Annotated in this window: 14 protein-coding genes; 12 read left to right on the forward strand and 2 right to left on the reverse strand. The window is 63.6% G+C overall.

Annotation, left to right across the window (positions count from 1 at the left end; all coding sequences use genetic code 11):
• Positions 1-8 precede the first annotated feature (8 nt).
• Positions 9-848, forward strand: coding sequence for an intradiol ring-cleavage dioxygenase (locus tag V6L75_RS02065; RefSeq protein ID WP_334249863.1), 840 nt, complete (start codon positions 9-11; stop codon positions 846-848).
• 91 nt (positions 849-939) lie between these two features.
• Here the strand turns inward: V6L75_RS02065 and V6L75_RS02070 are convergent, their stop codons facing one another.
• Entirely contained in the window at positions 940-1,506 is a 567-nt protein-coding gene (locus V6L75_RS02070) for a nuclear transport factor 2 family protein (protein WP_334249864.1), read from the reverse strand.
• A gap of 515 nt (positions 1,507-2,021) precedes the next feature.
• Between V6L75_RS02070 and V6L75_RS02075 the strand changes: the two genes are divergently transcribed.
• Genes V6L75_RS02075 through V6L75_RS02110 form a run of 8 tightly spaced genes read left to right on the forward strand, consistent with a single transcriptional unit; the run spans position 2,022 to position 8,786 of the window.
• Positions 2,022-3,185, forward strand: a complete 1,164-nt coding sequence (locus tag V6L75_RS02075; protein WP_334249865.1) for an amidase — start codon at positions 2,022-2,024, stop codon at positions 3,183-3,185.
• A gap of 2 nt (positions 3,186-3,187) precedes the next feature.
• Entirely contained in the window at positions 3,188-4,327 is a 1,140-nt protein-coding gene (locus tag V6L75_RS02080) for an acyl-CoA dehydrogenase family protein (protein ID WP_334249866.1), read from the forward strand.
• Between the two features lie 36 nt (positions 4,328-4,363).
• On the forward strand, positions 4,364-4,729 hold the full coding sequence (locus V6L75_RS02085; RefSeq protein ID WP_122520206.1) for a hypothetical protein: 366 nt from the start codon (positions 4,364-4,366) through the stop codon (positions 4,727-4,729).
• Positions 4,730-4,776: 47 nt separating this feature from the next.
• On the forward strand, positions 4,777-6,039 hold the full coding sequence (locus tag V6L75_RS02090) for an aromatic ring-hydroxylating oxygenase subunit alpha (RefSeq protein WP_334249867.1): 1,263 nt from the start codon (positions 4,777-4,779) through the stop codon (positions 6,037-6,039).
• Positions 6,036-6,530, forward strand: coding sequence for an aromatic-ring-hydroxylating dioxygenase subunit beta (locus V6L75_RS02095; RefSeq protein ID WP_334249868.1), 495 nt, complete (start codon positions 6,036-6,038; stop codon positions 6,528-6,530). Before V6L75_RS02090 ends, V6L75_RS02095 begins: the two co-directional genes overlap by 4 nt.
• Entirely contained in the window at positions 6,530-7,291 is a 762-nt protein-coding gene (locus V6L75_RS02100) for an SDR family NAD(P)-dependent oxidoreductase (RefSeq protein WP_334249869.1), read from the forward strand. The genes V6L75_RS02095 and V6L75_RS02100 overlap by 1 nt, the downstream gene beginning before the upstream one ends.
• Positions 7,288-8,268 (forward strand): PDR/VanB family oxidoreductase, encoded by a 981-nt coding sequence (locus tag V6L75_RS02105; RefSeq protein ID WP_334249870.1) that lies wholly within the window; start codon positions 7,288-7,290, stop codon positions 8,266-8,268. Before V6L75_RS02100 ends, V6L75_RS02105 begins: the two co-directional genes overlap by 4 nt.
• A gap of 11 nt (positions 8,269-8,279) precedes the next feature.
• Positions 8,280-8,786: a flavin reductase gene (locus V6L75_RS02110; RefSeq protein WP_334249871.1), complete on the forward strand. Its 507-nt coding sequence runs from the start codon at positions 8,280-8,282 to the stop codon at positions 8,784-8,786.
• 24 nt (positions 8,787-8,810) lie between these two features.
• On the opposite strand, the gene V6L75_RS02115 is transcribed toward V6L75_RS02110, so the two are convergent.
• On the reverse strand, positions 8,811-9,311 hold the full coding sequence (locus V6L75_RS02115) for a MarR family winged helix-turn-helix transcriptional regulator (RefSeq protein WP_334249872.1): 501 nt from the start codon (positions 9,309-9,311) through the stop codon (positions 8,811-8,813).
• A gap of 106 nt (positions 9,312-9,417) precedes the next feature.
• Here V6L75_RS02115 and V6L75_RS02120 point away from each other — a divergent pair, with 106 nt between their 5' ends.
• The 3 genes from V6L75_RS02120 to V6L75_RS02130 are packed head-to-tail and all read left to right on the forward strand — an operon-like array spanning position 9,418 to position 12,265.
• A complete protein-coding gene (locus V6L75_RS02120; RefSeq protein WP_334249873.1) occupies positions 9,418-10,446 on the forward strand; it encodes a TRAP transporter substrate-binding protein in 1,029 nt (342 codons plus the stop codon).
• On the forward strand, positions 10,443-10,979 hold the full coding sequence (locus tag V6L75_RS02125; RefSeq protein WP_334249874.1) for a TRAP transporter small permease: 537 nt from the start codon (positions 10,443-10,445) through the stop codon (positions 10,977-10,979). The genes V6L75_RS02120 and V6L75_RS02125 overlap by 4 nt, the downstream gene beginning before the upstream one ends.
• Positions 10,976-12,265, forward strand: a complete 1,290-nt coding sequence (locus tag V6L75_RS02130; RefSeq protein ID WP_334249875.1) for a TRAP transporter large permease — start codon at positions 10,976-10,978, stop codon at positions 12,263-12,265. Before V6L75_RS02125 ends, V6L75_RS02130 begins: the two co-directional genes overlap by 4 nt.
• The last annotated feature ends 12 nt before the right edge of the window (positions 12,266-12,277 follow it).

Genomic DNA, 12,277 nt, shown 5'->3' on the forward strand with positions numbered 1-12,277 from the left:
AGACCGCCATGATCGACTATTTCACAGAAGACCGGTCTGCCGAGCAGGTGAACGGCCGCATTGGACCTGCCACCAGCCCGCGCCTTGCACATGTCATGACTTCACTCGTCAACCACCTGCATGCCTTCATCAAGGACGTGGAACTGACCGAAGAGGAATGGGCCGCAGCCATCAGCTTCCTCACGCGCAGCGGCCAGATCTGCTCGGACACGCGGCAGGAGTTCATCCTGCTGTCGGACATTCTGGGCGTGTCGATGCTGGTGGACGCCATCAATCACCGCCAGCCGGAAGGCGCGACGGAGACGACAGTCTTCGGCCCCTTCCATGTGGACGGGGCGCCGGAGCGGCAGATGGGCGACAGCATCAGCCTTGATGGCAAGGGCGAAACCTGCCTCTTCGAGGGCCGGGTGCTGGATCTGGATGGTAATCCCGTCGAGGGCGCGCTGATTGACGTGTGGTCGGACAATGAAGACGGCTTCTATGACGTGCAGCAGCCCGGCGTGCAGCCGCCCTTCAACAACCGTGGCATCTTCCGCACGGGCGCAGACGGGCGCTATGCCTTCCGGGGCATCCGGCCCGTCTCCTATCCGATCCCCCACGACGGCCCGGCCGGCCAGCTGCTCAAGGCTCTTGGCCGCCACCCCTGGCGGCCCGCCCACATGCACTTCATGGTCACCGCACCGGGATACCGGCGCGTGATCACCCATCTTTTCGTTTCAGGTGATCCATATCTGGAAAGCGATGCCGTGTTCGGCGTCAAGGCCTCGCTCATCACGCCTTTCGAACGGGTAGACCGGGACAGCGAGACATGGCGCGCGGCCTATGACTTCGTACTGCAGGCGGAGTGAGACGCTGAAGAGCATCCTAGCTAAAAAACTGAAGCCCCGGCGGTGACCGGGGCTTTGACACGCACTGCATGTGCCGGAAGGTGCAGCCCGCTCAAGGCCGCATCAGCACGGATTTTGACGGATAGTCCGAGGCCCAGGTGGACGGAAGCGGGGCAACGAAGACGTTCTCCGTGCAGGTGCGGGTGATCTTCCACACCCCGTCTGGCTCCTTGCGGAAGGTGTTGTTGAGGCGCGAGGAGCGCAGGAGCGCCTTGCCGTCGGAAAACAGCCACGGCTGCATATGCACCCACTGCCCGTCTGCCGTTGTCCCGCCCTCATGCACATGGATCTGCTCGGAGGTGAGATAGTGGCAGTTCAGGATCAGGGCCGGATCGGTCTTGCCGCCCCAGAAGCCCTCGAAATGCTTGCGGATGGCCGCCGCCCCCACAGCACGGCCGAACTGGTTGTCGTAATATTCGCCGACGCCTTCCCACACCGCATCTTCCGTGTAGAGCGCCATGATCAGGTCGATGCGCTCTGCGTCACTTGTCACGCCGAACTCCGGCATGGGTGTGTCGCACAGGAACATGTAACGGGCCTGAAGGCGCCGGATATCGGCTTCCGCTTCCAGCACCTCGATCCGCCGCACCAGTGCGTCCAGCCTTGTGGTCTCAGTCATGACTTCCCCTCTTTTCGTTGCAGATGAACAGGCATGAGCCGTCAGATGAACCGGCACACGCCTGCGCCCTGGCGCAAGGCTTGCGCCGTCGGCTCTCAGGGTCAAGCGGTAATATTCACGTAATGTGGCGAAAAAGATGAGTTTCCAATACAGGATTACTCACCGCCGTGTGCAAAACACCTTCAAAACCAAGAACCCTTGCAAAGGCCGCAAGGGCAAGCGGTGCAGCAGACATCAGCTGCGCAAAACAGACTTTCAGAATACGCAACAATTCACGTGATTTTACATGTTACGCTTCGGCTGTCTGTATTTCGTTGAAATTGCGCCGAGTGTTCATTCCGCGCCTGAAGGGAACGGCACAGCCGATAGGGCTGGCGCCGCATTTCTCGTTTATCTCATTGATTTCAAATAATTTTTTTGATCTTCATCAACGATTTTACGTTGACGGCTTTCCGATTTGCGGTAATTTTACCGTATCCAGAGGGAACGGAGCCGCAAGCGCTCCGCATAGAAAAATGACAAATGACTCTTCAGCCCTGACCGGCGGCTCGCCGGTCTTCACGGCCATGCTTGCGCTTGGCCAGACGGGTCCGCGTGTTGCAGTCAAGGACTGCATCGACATCGCGGGCACCGTGACGCGCTGTGGCTCGGCAGCCTTCGACGCGGCCCCTGCCGCCACAGTGCATGCCGATGTGGTGGAGGCTCTTCTCAAGGCCGGATGCCGCATCACCGCCAAGACCAACATGCACGAGCTTGCCTATGGCATGACGGGCGTGAACGCCCGCTTCGGCACGCCGGTCAACCCGCGCTGGCCGGACATCATTCCCGGCGGCTCGTCCTCCGGCTCTGCTGCCGCTGTGGCTGGCGGGCTTGTCGACTTTGCCATCGGCACCGACACCGGCGGCTCCATCCGCCAGCCTGCGGTCTGCTGCAGCGTGATCGGCTTCAAGCCCACCTTCGGGCGGATCAGCCGCAAGGGCGCAAGCCCGGCGCAAAGCTCGCTCGACTGCATCGGCCCCTTTGCCAGAAGCATGGACCGGATCGAGCAGGCGATGGCCGCACTTGATGGCAGCTTTACCCCGGCACGCCTGAGGGTGGCGCCGAGACTTGCCATCACCGGCATGGATGCCGAGCCCGCCATCCTGGCAGCACTCGCCCCGGTGGTCACACCCCAGGCAGGAGCGCTGACCGCCGTGAACCTGCCCTCACTGGAAGCCGCCTTCAAGGCGGGCATGACGGTGATCGGCCGCGAAACAGCAGCGGCCTTCGGCCACCTGGTCACGGAAGGCGCGCCGCTGGGCGCAGATGTCAGGGCGCGCATCGCTGCAGCCATGGCGATCACGGATGAGGATCTGGCCGCTGCCGAAGAGGTGCGCGCCCGGTTCACGGCCGAAGTGGATGCCGCCCTTGGCAGCCATGACGCGATCCTGACCCCGGCCCTGCCGGTGGTGCCGCCGCGCCTTTCGCAAGCGGATGATCCGCAGCGGGTTCTCCCCCTCACACGCTATCTGCGGCCGTTCAACCTGTCGGGTCATCCGGCACTGGTTCTGCCGCTCCTCACGCCGGACGGGCTGCCCGCCGGACTTCAGATCATTGGCCGCAAGCAGGGAGATGAGCAGGTCTGCGCCATCGCCCGCTGGCTTTGCGAGACCTTCAAAGACTTCCAGGTGGAGGAATGACCATGGATGCCCTTTCCCAGTCCCCTGCGGACGTGACACTCGAAAGCCTGAAGGCGGAAATCCGGTCCCGCAGGCATGAATTTCACCAGCTGCGCCATATCCCGATCGACATCGTGCGCCAGTTTCAGGCCATCGGCATCTACCGGGCCTTCGTGCCGGAGCGCTTTGGCGGCGACGCCCTGTCTCCGGCAGCCTTCTGCCGGCTGATCGAGGAAATCGCCAGCGCCGATGCCTCGGCCGGCTGGGTCGCCAGCTTCGGCGTCTCCGCCACCTATCTGGCGGCCCTGCCAAAGGAAACCTATGCCTCCATCTACAGCAAGGACCCCAACACGGTCTTTGCAGGCGGCTTGTTCCCGCCCCAACTTGCCAAGCGTGTACCCGGCGGGCTGGAAGTCACCGGCCGCTGGCCCTGGGGCTCCGGCGTCATGGGCGCCTCTCTGGTCGGTGCCGGCATCAAGATCGAGGGCGAGGACAGCCCGCTGCCCCGCACCGCTGTCATGCCCCGTCATGCCGTTACAGTGGACGAGACCTGGGACACGGTCGGCCTGCGTGCCACCGGCAGCCACGACATCGTCGCAAACAAGGTCGTGGTGCCGGAAGAATGGACCTTCATCCGGGGTGGCAAGCCGGAAATGGATGACCCGATCTTCCACTATCCGGCGATGGCGCTCGCAGCACAGGTGCTGGCCGTCGTCGCCCTTGGCACCGCACGTGCGGCTCTCGACTGGCTGAGTGAGGACGCCACCAAGCGCGCCTCCATCACCGGCGCTCCGAGCCCTGCGGCACGCGGCTATATCCAGACCGGCTTTGCCCGTGCGGAAGGCCTTCTGTCCGGCGCGAGGGCCGGCTTCTACGATGCCATCGAGGAAGGCTGGCAGCAGATGCTCGAGAAGGGCGGGGTTGACCGCGCCACGCACATCCGTCTGCGCCACGCCGCCTCCAAGGCCGCTGAAGACGGTGCGGAAGCCGCCCGCCTTGCCTTCGTCATGGGCGGCTCCGACGCGATGATGAGCGGCCATCCCCTTGGCCGCTGCATGATCGATGCGGCCTGCGTTGCCCAGCACGCCTTCATCGGCGCAGGCAGCTGGCAGGCAGCGGGCGCTGCCCTGCTCGGCCAGCCCGTGCCCCCCGGATATCCGTGAGACATTCACTCTCATTTCCACTGAAAGGATAAATAAATGGCTGAAGCCAAACAAATCCGCACCCTGCTCTGCATCGCCGTGCACCAGAACTTCTTCGATCTGCCCTTCGACAAGATCGGCAGCGTCTGGACGGGCTTTGCCACGTTCATGTCGAGCGTTGCCAAGATGGAAGGCGTGACCGTGCTGGGCACCATCGATGACGACGAGACCATGGTCGGCACCTCGCCCACGGGCTTCCCGTGGACCTGCTACATGCTCTGCGACTTCCCCGACAGGGATGCCGTGGTCGCGGCCTGCAACCTGTTCCGGACCATTCAGGTCGGCGACGAGAACCACCGCCTGTGGCGCTACATGCGCATCGAGGCGCGCATGGGCCGTGCGCTGCAGATCCCGGATCTGTGAGACGCCGACAACAGGGTCAAAGCAACAAACCAGAGGAAAGAGCTCAGATGACGATCGCCGCAACAAAACTGCAACCTGGTGAGCTGGTCGAATTCGACCGGGTCAAGACGCCGATGTACGAAGACGAGGCACTTTTCGAGGAAGAGCTGGAGCGCATCTTCGGCCGCACCTGGGTGTGGGTCGCCCACACCTCCGAAATCCCGGACAAGGGCTCCTTCGTCCGCTCCTGGGTTGGCCGCCAGCCGGTCATCGTGGTGCGGGACCGCAAGAACGAGATCCACGTGATGGTCAACCGCTGCCGCCACCGGGCCGCAACGGTGTGCGAGGTGAAGAAGGGCAAGACATCCTCATTCCAGTGCCCCTATCACGGCTGGGGCTACGGCCTCGACGGCTCCCTGCGCGGGTTGCCCTATCCGGAGCAGTATGGCGAGGACTTCGACAAGGAAGCTCACGGCCTGAAGAAGCTGCGGGTGGAAAGCTATCAGGGCATGATCTTCGCCACTTTCAACGAGGAGATCGAGCCGCTGGAAAGCTTCCTTGCCGGTGCGAAGAAGTGGATCGACCTGTTCATGAAGCAGGGCGGCGGCTTCCCCATCAAGGTGCTGGGCGAACATCAGTTCACCTTCCCGGGCAACTGGAAGATCCAGCTGGAGAACACCACAGACGCCTACCACTTCCCCGTGGTGCACAAGTCCTTCCTGCAGTCGCTGGACAAGGAGGCGGAAGCCACCTTCACCTTCCTTGAGGGCGAAGGCTTCGTCGAAGACCTTGGCAACGGCCATTCGGTGATGGTGATGATGCCCGAGCTCGTCGATCTCGACGACAACCTCGACGCCGCCATTCCGCAGCGCTTTGAAGCGCTGGCGCAGGAACTGCGGGATGAAGGCTATCCGGAAGATCAGGTGCGCAAGATCGTGCGTGCGGTGGGCGGGGCAGGCTTCAACCTGAACCTCTTCCCGAATGTCTCCTTCTCCCTGTCCTTCTTCCGCGTGCTGCGCCCGATCAACGTGCGCGAGACCGGCATCCGCCACATCGCGCTCGGCATGGATGGTGGCCCGGTGGCGGCCAACCGCATGCGCCTGCGCCTGCACGAGCATTTCCAGGGCCCGCTCGGCTTCGGCTCGCCCGATGATGCGGAAGTTTGGGAACGCGTCCAGCGCGGCACGCTGGGCGGTGAGGATCTGCCGATCCTCGTCAATCGCGGCCTTGTTGACGAAGTGCCCGGCGAGCACGGCCCGCGCGGCCACGTGAGCGCGGAAACCGGCATGCGCGCCGCCTACAAAATGTGGAAGAGGATGATGGACCAATGAACTCGATGAGCACCATCACATCCGCAGTGACCCTGCAGGAAATCGCCGAATTCGTCTGGAACGAGGCCGAGCTGCTGGACCGCAAGGACTATGACGCCTGGCTCGCCCTGTGGGCTGGCGAAGGCCATTACATCATGCCGATCAATCCGGATGGCAATTACGAGGACGAGCTGAACCTGTGCTACGACGACGCCAAGATGCGCAAGATGCGGATCGAGCGTTTTCAGGCCGGTTTCTCCATCTCGTCCGCGCCCCCGGCCCAGACCATCCGCACCGTCTCGCGCTTCGTCATCGAGGCACAGGACGGGGAGACGGTGACGCTGCGCTGCGCCCAGCACCTGATCGAGGACAAGTTCGGCCGCCAGCGTATCTTTGGCGCGAACCTGCGCTATGTGCTGCTGCGAACGGATAACGGCTTGCGCATCCGTGACAAGGTGGCAACGCTGCTCAACTCTGACGGGGAGCTGACTGCGCTCAGCTATCTGTTCTGATGGCAGCGCCGCTCCCTGAAAAGATCCAGACAGCCGTTGTGACGGGCGGGGCCACCGGTTTCGGTGCCCTGGCCGTCCGGGCCCTGCACAAGGCCGGTTTCCGCGTCGTCATCACCGACGTGGACCCCGGCCCTGCCGAGGCACTGGCGCAGGAGCTTGACCTTGCCGGAGAGACGGCTGTCATCGGCACGCTGGACGTGACGAAGCCGGATGACTTCCAGACCATCCTCGACCGCAGCGTCGAGCGCTGGGGCTCGGTCGAGGTGCTGGTCAACAACGCCGCCCGCACCGCCGTCCAGCCCGTGCTGGAGATCGATCCGGCCGACTTCAATGCCATCATGGCGGTGAATGCAGGCGGCACCTTCACCGGCTGCCAGATCTTCGGCCGCCATTTCCGCGACCGCGGCTATGGCCGGATCATCAACATGGCCTCGCTCGCAGGCCAGAACGGCGGCACGGCCACCGGCGCGCATTATGCTGCCTCCAAGGGCGCGATCCTGACGCTGACGAAGATCTTCGCCCGTGATCTCGCCCCCTTCGGCGTCACCTGCAACGCCATCGCCCCCGGTCCCATGGACACGCCGATGGTGCGCTCGGTCATCACGCCGGAAAAGATGGCCGGTGCGCTGGCCAATATCCCGGTGGGGAAACTGGGGGACCCGGAGTTCGTGGCCGGGCTGGTCGCCCTCCTGGCCGGCCCAGAGGCAGCATTCGTCACCGGCGCCTGCTGGGACGTCAACGGCGGGATCTACATGCGATGAATGCGATCAGTCCGAAACAGACGCTTGAGCTGACCGTCACCGAGCGGATCGAGGAACCGGGCAACATCATCCGCCTGCGGCTGGCAAGCCCCGGCGGGGAGCCCCTGCCCCCTTTCACCGCCGGTGCCCATCTCGACATCCACCTTCAGGACGGCGGCCTCGACCTGTGGCGGCAGTACTCGCTCTGCTCGGACCCTGCCACGAATACGGCTTACGAAATCGGCGTGCTGAAGGACCCGAAAAGCCGTGGCGGCTCGGAAGCTGTGCACCGGCTGGCAACGCCCGGCGCGCGCTTCCGGATCGAGGGCCCGCGCAATCATTTTCCGCTGGAGGAAAGCGCCACCCGTACGGTTCTTTTCGGCGGCGGCATCGGCATCACGCCGATGCTGGCCATGGCCCAGCGCCTCCATGCCCTCGGCCGCGACTTCACCCTGCATTACTGCACCCGTTCGGCCGGTATCACGGCGTTCCGCAGCATGATTGCAGCGAGCCCTTGGGCAGACCGGGTGGTCTTCCATCATGACGATGAAGACGAGGCCCAGCGCCTGCAGCTGCCGCGTGACCTGCCGCAGCCGGATGCAGGCACGCACCTTTATGTCTGCGGACCGCAGGGCTTCATGGACTGGGTGATCTCCAGTGCCGAAGCGATGGGACATGCCGCGTCGCATGTGCACCGTGAGTATTTCTCCGCCGATGTGGACACCACGGGCGAGAGTTTCGAGGTGGAAGCGCGCCTGTCCGGCATCACCGTGACGGTTGGCCCCGAAGACACGATTGCCAAGGCTCTCGCCCGCGCGGGCGTGAAGATCGAGGTGAAGTGCGAGGAAGGCGTCTGCGGCACCTGCGTGACGGATGTGCTGGAGGGCACGCCCGATCACCGCGACCAGTTCCTGACGGACAGCGAAAAGGAAGAAGGCTCGATGATCTGCGCCTGCTGTTCACGCGCCTGCACGTCCCGCCTCGTGCTGGACATCTGAGGAGGAGAGCCATGACCCAGACCCCAATCCCCCCGGAGATCACAGCCTTCCGTGAAGGCATGAGCCGTCTGGGAGCCGCCGTCAATCTGGTGACGACCGATGGCCCTGCCGGACGCCATGGCATGATCGTCTCGGCTGTCTGTTCGGTGACCGACAGCCCGCCGATGCTGCTGGCCTGCATCAACCAGAACGCCTATGCCCATGACGCCTTTCTGGCCAATGGCACGCTCTGCGTGAATGTGCTGCGCCCCGGGCACCGGGATCTGTCACGTGCCTTTACCAAATGGACGGGCGAAGACCGCTTCTCGCAGGCCGGATGGGACACGCTGGAGACAGGCGCACCCGTTCTTCAGGGTGCAGCGGCCGCCTTCGACTGCCGGATCATCGACCGTCAGCAGAAGGGCACCCATTCCGTGCTCTTCTGTGAGGTGGCCGCAACCCGGCTGTGGTCCGGTACACCGGAAGGGCTGATCTGGTTCAGCCGTGCCTTCCATCAGCTTGAAGCTGCGGCGGGGTGAGCGATGGCAGAACCGGCAGCGCGCTCAGATCTCTCCCAGACGGTCGAAGACCTTCTCCAGAAGGCCATTGAGCGCGGCCAGCTCCTCGCCCGAGATATTGATGAAGGAAGCCGCGAGGATCTTGTCTGCTTCCATCAGGGCGCGGCGGCGCATCTCGTCGCCCTTGGGCGTCAGGGTCACTTCGGTGACACGGCCATCCGTCGGGCGGACACGGGTTGTGACCAGACCATCGGCCAGCATGCGCTGCACGATCTTCGTGGCGGTGTTGAGCTTGAGCACGCTGTAGTCGGCGATCTCGGACACACTGAGGTAGCCGTCCTCGTGCAGCGACATCAGCACGCGCCAGCGCGGCATGTCGAGATCGATGGGCTTCAGGCGGCGCTCCAGCACCTGAACGTAACGCCCGTTCACCCGGGAAATCCAGTAAAACGGCCAGTTCCGCTTCATCCGCTTCACAGCCTGCTCGCCCTCGTTGAGAGCGGCCTCTGCGGCCAGAGAGACGTGAGCAGTGTCGGATGCAGTCATGGCCAGTCTTTCCAAGGTTTCGAGGGGCGCAAAGCCTCCGAACAATGGCGGTCGCAATGAGCCGATTGCCGGTTGCATGCACAACAATATACCAGAGGGGAATTAGATGAAAATAAACGTGATCACAAGCTTTGCTCTTGCCGGCGCTACGGCACTCGGCCTGATGACGGGCGTGGCCTCTGCCCAGACCGTGCTGACCCTGAACAGCTGGCTGCCGCCCAGTCACCCGCAGGTCACCCAGCTGATGCAGCCGATGGCAGAAGACATCGAGCGCGTCACGGAAGGCCGCGTCAAGGTTCAGATCCTGCCTGCTCCCCTGGCCCCGCCGCCGGCATCCTTCGACCTTGCCAAGAATGGCGTGGCCGACATCACCTACAGCGTCAACGGCTACACACCGGGCCGCTTCAAGACCGCCGTTCTGGGCGAGATGCCTTTCCTGGGCGACAGCGCGGAAGCCGTGTCAGTCGGCTACTGGCGCACCTATGAGAAGATGCTGAAGGACGCCAACGAATACGAGGGCGTCAAAGTTCTTGCTTTGTTCACGCACGGTCCCGGCGCCATCTTCATGAAGGGCGGTGAACTCACCACGCCGGAAGCCATTGCAGGCAAGAAGGTGCGCGTCGGCAGCACGCTGGCCCATGACCTTGCCACCGGCCTTGGCGCCGTGCCCGTGGAAGGCCCCTCCTCCAAGGCTTATGAGCTGCTGTCCCAGGGCATTGCAGACGGTATTCTCTTCCCCTTCGAATCCGTCAGCTTCTTCAACCTGATCCCGCTGCTGGATCAGGGTCTGGAGTTCCCCGGCGGGCTCTACAACACCACCATGTTCATCGTCATGAACCAGGCGAAGTTCGACAGCCTGGACCCGAAGGACCGTGAGGCCATCGAAACCGTCATCGGCGAGCCGCTGGTCCGCCGCGCCGGCAAGATGTGGGACACGGTGGACGCAGCCGGCCGCAGTGCCATGGAAGGCAAGATCACCCTGCACAAGGCAACGGCGGAAGAAGTCGAGGCCCTCAAGGTCAAGTTCCAGCCGGTGATCGAAAAGCGCATCGCGGAAGTCTCCACCAGCGGTGTCGATGGTGCTGCTGCCTACGAGATGCTGAAGGCGGAAATCGCCAAGGCCGCCGCTGAATGAGCACCTGCGTCCAGAAGACGCCCGTCATCGGGGAAAGGCCTGCGCGCAGCGCAGGCCTGACCTGGTTCCGGATGGGCCTTGCAGTCATCTGTGCCGTCATGCTGACCGCCATGATGCTGCTCACCGTGGCCGATGTGGTCGGCCGCTATTTTCTCGCGTCCCCCGTTCAGGGCGCCACCGAACTGACCGAAATGCTGCTTGCGGCGGTGATCTTCATCGGCCTTCCTGCCGCAACGCTGGATGATGACCATGTAACCGTGGACATGCTGACCGCCCGTCTGCCCTGGGCAGTCGAAAAGCTGCGCAGGCCCGTTGCCGCGCTCGTCTCTGCCGCCATCCTGTGCGTCATCGGCTGGCGTCTTTGGGCGGCAGCGGCACAGGTCGGCTCCTATGGCGGCACCACGATCAGCCTGCAGATCCCGCTGGCCCCGCTCGGTTATCTCGTTTCGCTCTTCACCGGGCTTGCCGCCCTCATCCTTGTCGCCAAAGCCATTGCCTGCCTCCTTCCGGAGCGGGCTGGGAGGCCCGAATGAACCATTGGGAAGTCGGCATCCTCATTCTCTTCGCCCTTCTGGCCGCCGGAATCCCGATCAGCTTTGCGCTGGCCGCCGTCGGCACCGCCGGAACGGTCGCCATCATCGGCCTCAACCCGGCCCTCTCCCTGCTGGGCCAGACCTTCTTTGACAACAGCCGCAGCTACTCCCTGTCGATCCTTCCCCTCTTCCTGATGATGGGCAACTTCGTCGTGCAGTCGGGCATCGCACAGGATCTCTATAACGCCGCCTATGCCTGGCTGAGGCACCGGCGCGGCGGGCTGGCGGTGGCGACCGTCTTTGCCTGTGGCGGCTTCTCGTCCGTCTGCGGCTCGTCCCTTGCGACAGCCTCGACCATGGCCAAGATCGCCCTGCCCTCCATGCGCAAGTATGGCTATCCGGACGGGCTCTCCACCGCCTCCATCGCGGCGGGTGGCACGCTGGGCATCCTCATCCCGCCGTCGGTGATCCTCGTCTTCTACGGCATCATGACCCAGCAGGACATCGGCAAGCTGTTCCTCGCCGGCATCGTCCCGGGCATCATCGGCATCCTCGGCTATGCGCTTGCGGTGGTGATATCCGTCCGTCTCGGCAAGCTGGATCTGCCGGTGGAACCGAAGCTGCCGCTGATGGACCGCATCCGGGCGCTGAAGGGCATCAGCGGTGCCATGCTGCTGTTCGTCTTCGTCATGGGCGGCATCTATCTGGGCGTCTTCACCCCCACCGAAAGCGCCGGCATGGGCGCGGCAGGTGCCTTTCTGCTCGTCATCATCCAGCGGCGGCTCAACCTGCGCCAGACGGTCCTGACGCTTTACGAAACCGCCAAGACTACGGCCGTGATGTTCTTCATCCTGTTCGGCGCCCTGACCTTCACCAACTATGTCAACCTCTCCGGCATGACGCAGGACATTCAGGCTCTGCTCAATTCGGTGGGCAACCATCCGATGCTGATCATCCTGATGATCACGGCCATCTACCTGCTGCTTGGCTGCGTTCTGGAAGGCCTGTCCATGATCACGCTGACCATTCCGGTGTTCTACCCGATTGTCGCGGCCTCCGGCTTCGATCTCATCTGGTTCGGCATCTATGTGGTGATCGTGACCGAGGTCAGCTACATCACCCCGCCCGTCGGCCTCAATGCCTTCGTGCTGCGGTCCGTGGTGCGCGATGTCAGCCTTGGCACCATCTTCCGGGGGCTTGGCGTCTTCGTTGCGGTGGACGTGGGCCGCATCGCCCTGATCCTCGCCTTCCCGGCCATCGTCCTCTTCGTGCCGCGGATGATGTGAGACCAACTCCCG

Origin of the sequence: Pannonibacter anstelovis, assembly GCF_036881715.1 — a bacterium.
Lineage (GTDB): Bacteria > Pseudomonadota > Alphaproteobacteria > Rhizobiales > Stappiaceae > Pannonibacter > Pannonibacter anstelovis.

Excerpts from the sequence above, each read along its gene's own strand:
- V6L75_RS02090 (WP_334249867.1), top strand. The coding sequence starts at position 4,777 with ATGACGATCGCCGCAACAAAACTGCAACCTGGTGAGCTGGTCGAATTC.
- V6L75_RS02065 (WP_334249863.1), top strand. The coding sequence starts at position 9 with ATGATCGACTATTTCACAGAAGACCGGTCTGCCGAGCAGGTGAACGGC.
- V6L75_RS02110 (WP_334249871.1), top strand. The coding sequence starts at position 8,280 with ATGACCCAGACCCCAATCCCCCCGGAGATCACAGCCTTCCGTGAAGGC.
- V6L75_RS02080 (WP_334249866.1), top strand. The coding sequence starts at position 3,188 with ATGGATGCCCTTTCCCAGTCCCCTGCGGACGTGACACTCGAAAGCCTG.
- V6L75_RS02130 (WP_334249875.1), top strand. The coding sequence starts at position 10,976 with ATGAACCATTGGGAAGTCGGCATCCTCATTCTCTTCGCCCTTCTGGCC.
- V6L75_RS02070 (WP_334249864.1), bottom strand. The coding sequence starts at position 1,506 with ATGACTGAGACCACAAGGCTGGACGCACTGGTGCGGCGGATCGAGGTG.
- V6L75_RS02085 (WP_122520206.1), top strand. The coding sequence starts at position 4,364 with ATGGCTGAAGCCAAACAAATCCGCACCCTGCTCTGCATCGCCGTGCAC.
- V6L75_RS02075 (WP_334249865.1), top strand. The coding sequence starts at position 2,022 with ATGACAAATGACTCTTCAGCCCTGACCGGCGGCTCGCCGGTCTTCACG.
- V6L75_RS02095 (WP_334249868.1), top strand. The coding sequence starts at position 6,036 with ATGAACTCGATGAGCACCATCACATCCGCAGTGACCCTGCAGGAAATC.
- V6L75_RS02120 (WP_334249873.1), top strand. The coding sequence starts at position 9,418 with ATGAAAATAAACGTGATCACAAGCTTTGCTCTTGCCGGCGCTACGGCA.
- V6L75_RS02100 (WP_334249869.1), top strand. The coding sequence starts at position 6,530 with ATGGCAGCGCCGCTCCCTGAAAAGATCCAGACAGCCGTTGTGACGGGC.
- V6L75_RS02125 (WP_334249874.1), top strand. The coding sequence starts at position 10,443 with ATGAGCACCTGCGTCCAGAAGACGCCCGTCATCGGGGAAAGGCCTGCG.
- V6L75_RS02105 (WP_334249870.1), top strand. The coding sequence starts at position 7,288 with ATGAATGCGATCAGTCCGAAACAGACGCTTGAGCTGACCGTCACCGAG.
- V6L75_RS02115 (WP_334249872.1), bottom strand. The coding sequence starts at position 9,311 with ATGACTGCATCCGACACTGCTCACGTCTCTCTGGCCGCAGAGGCCGCT.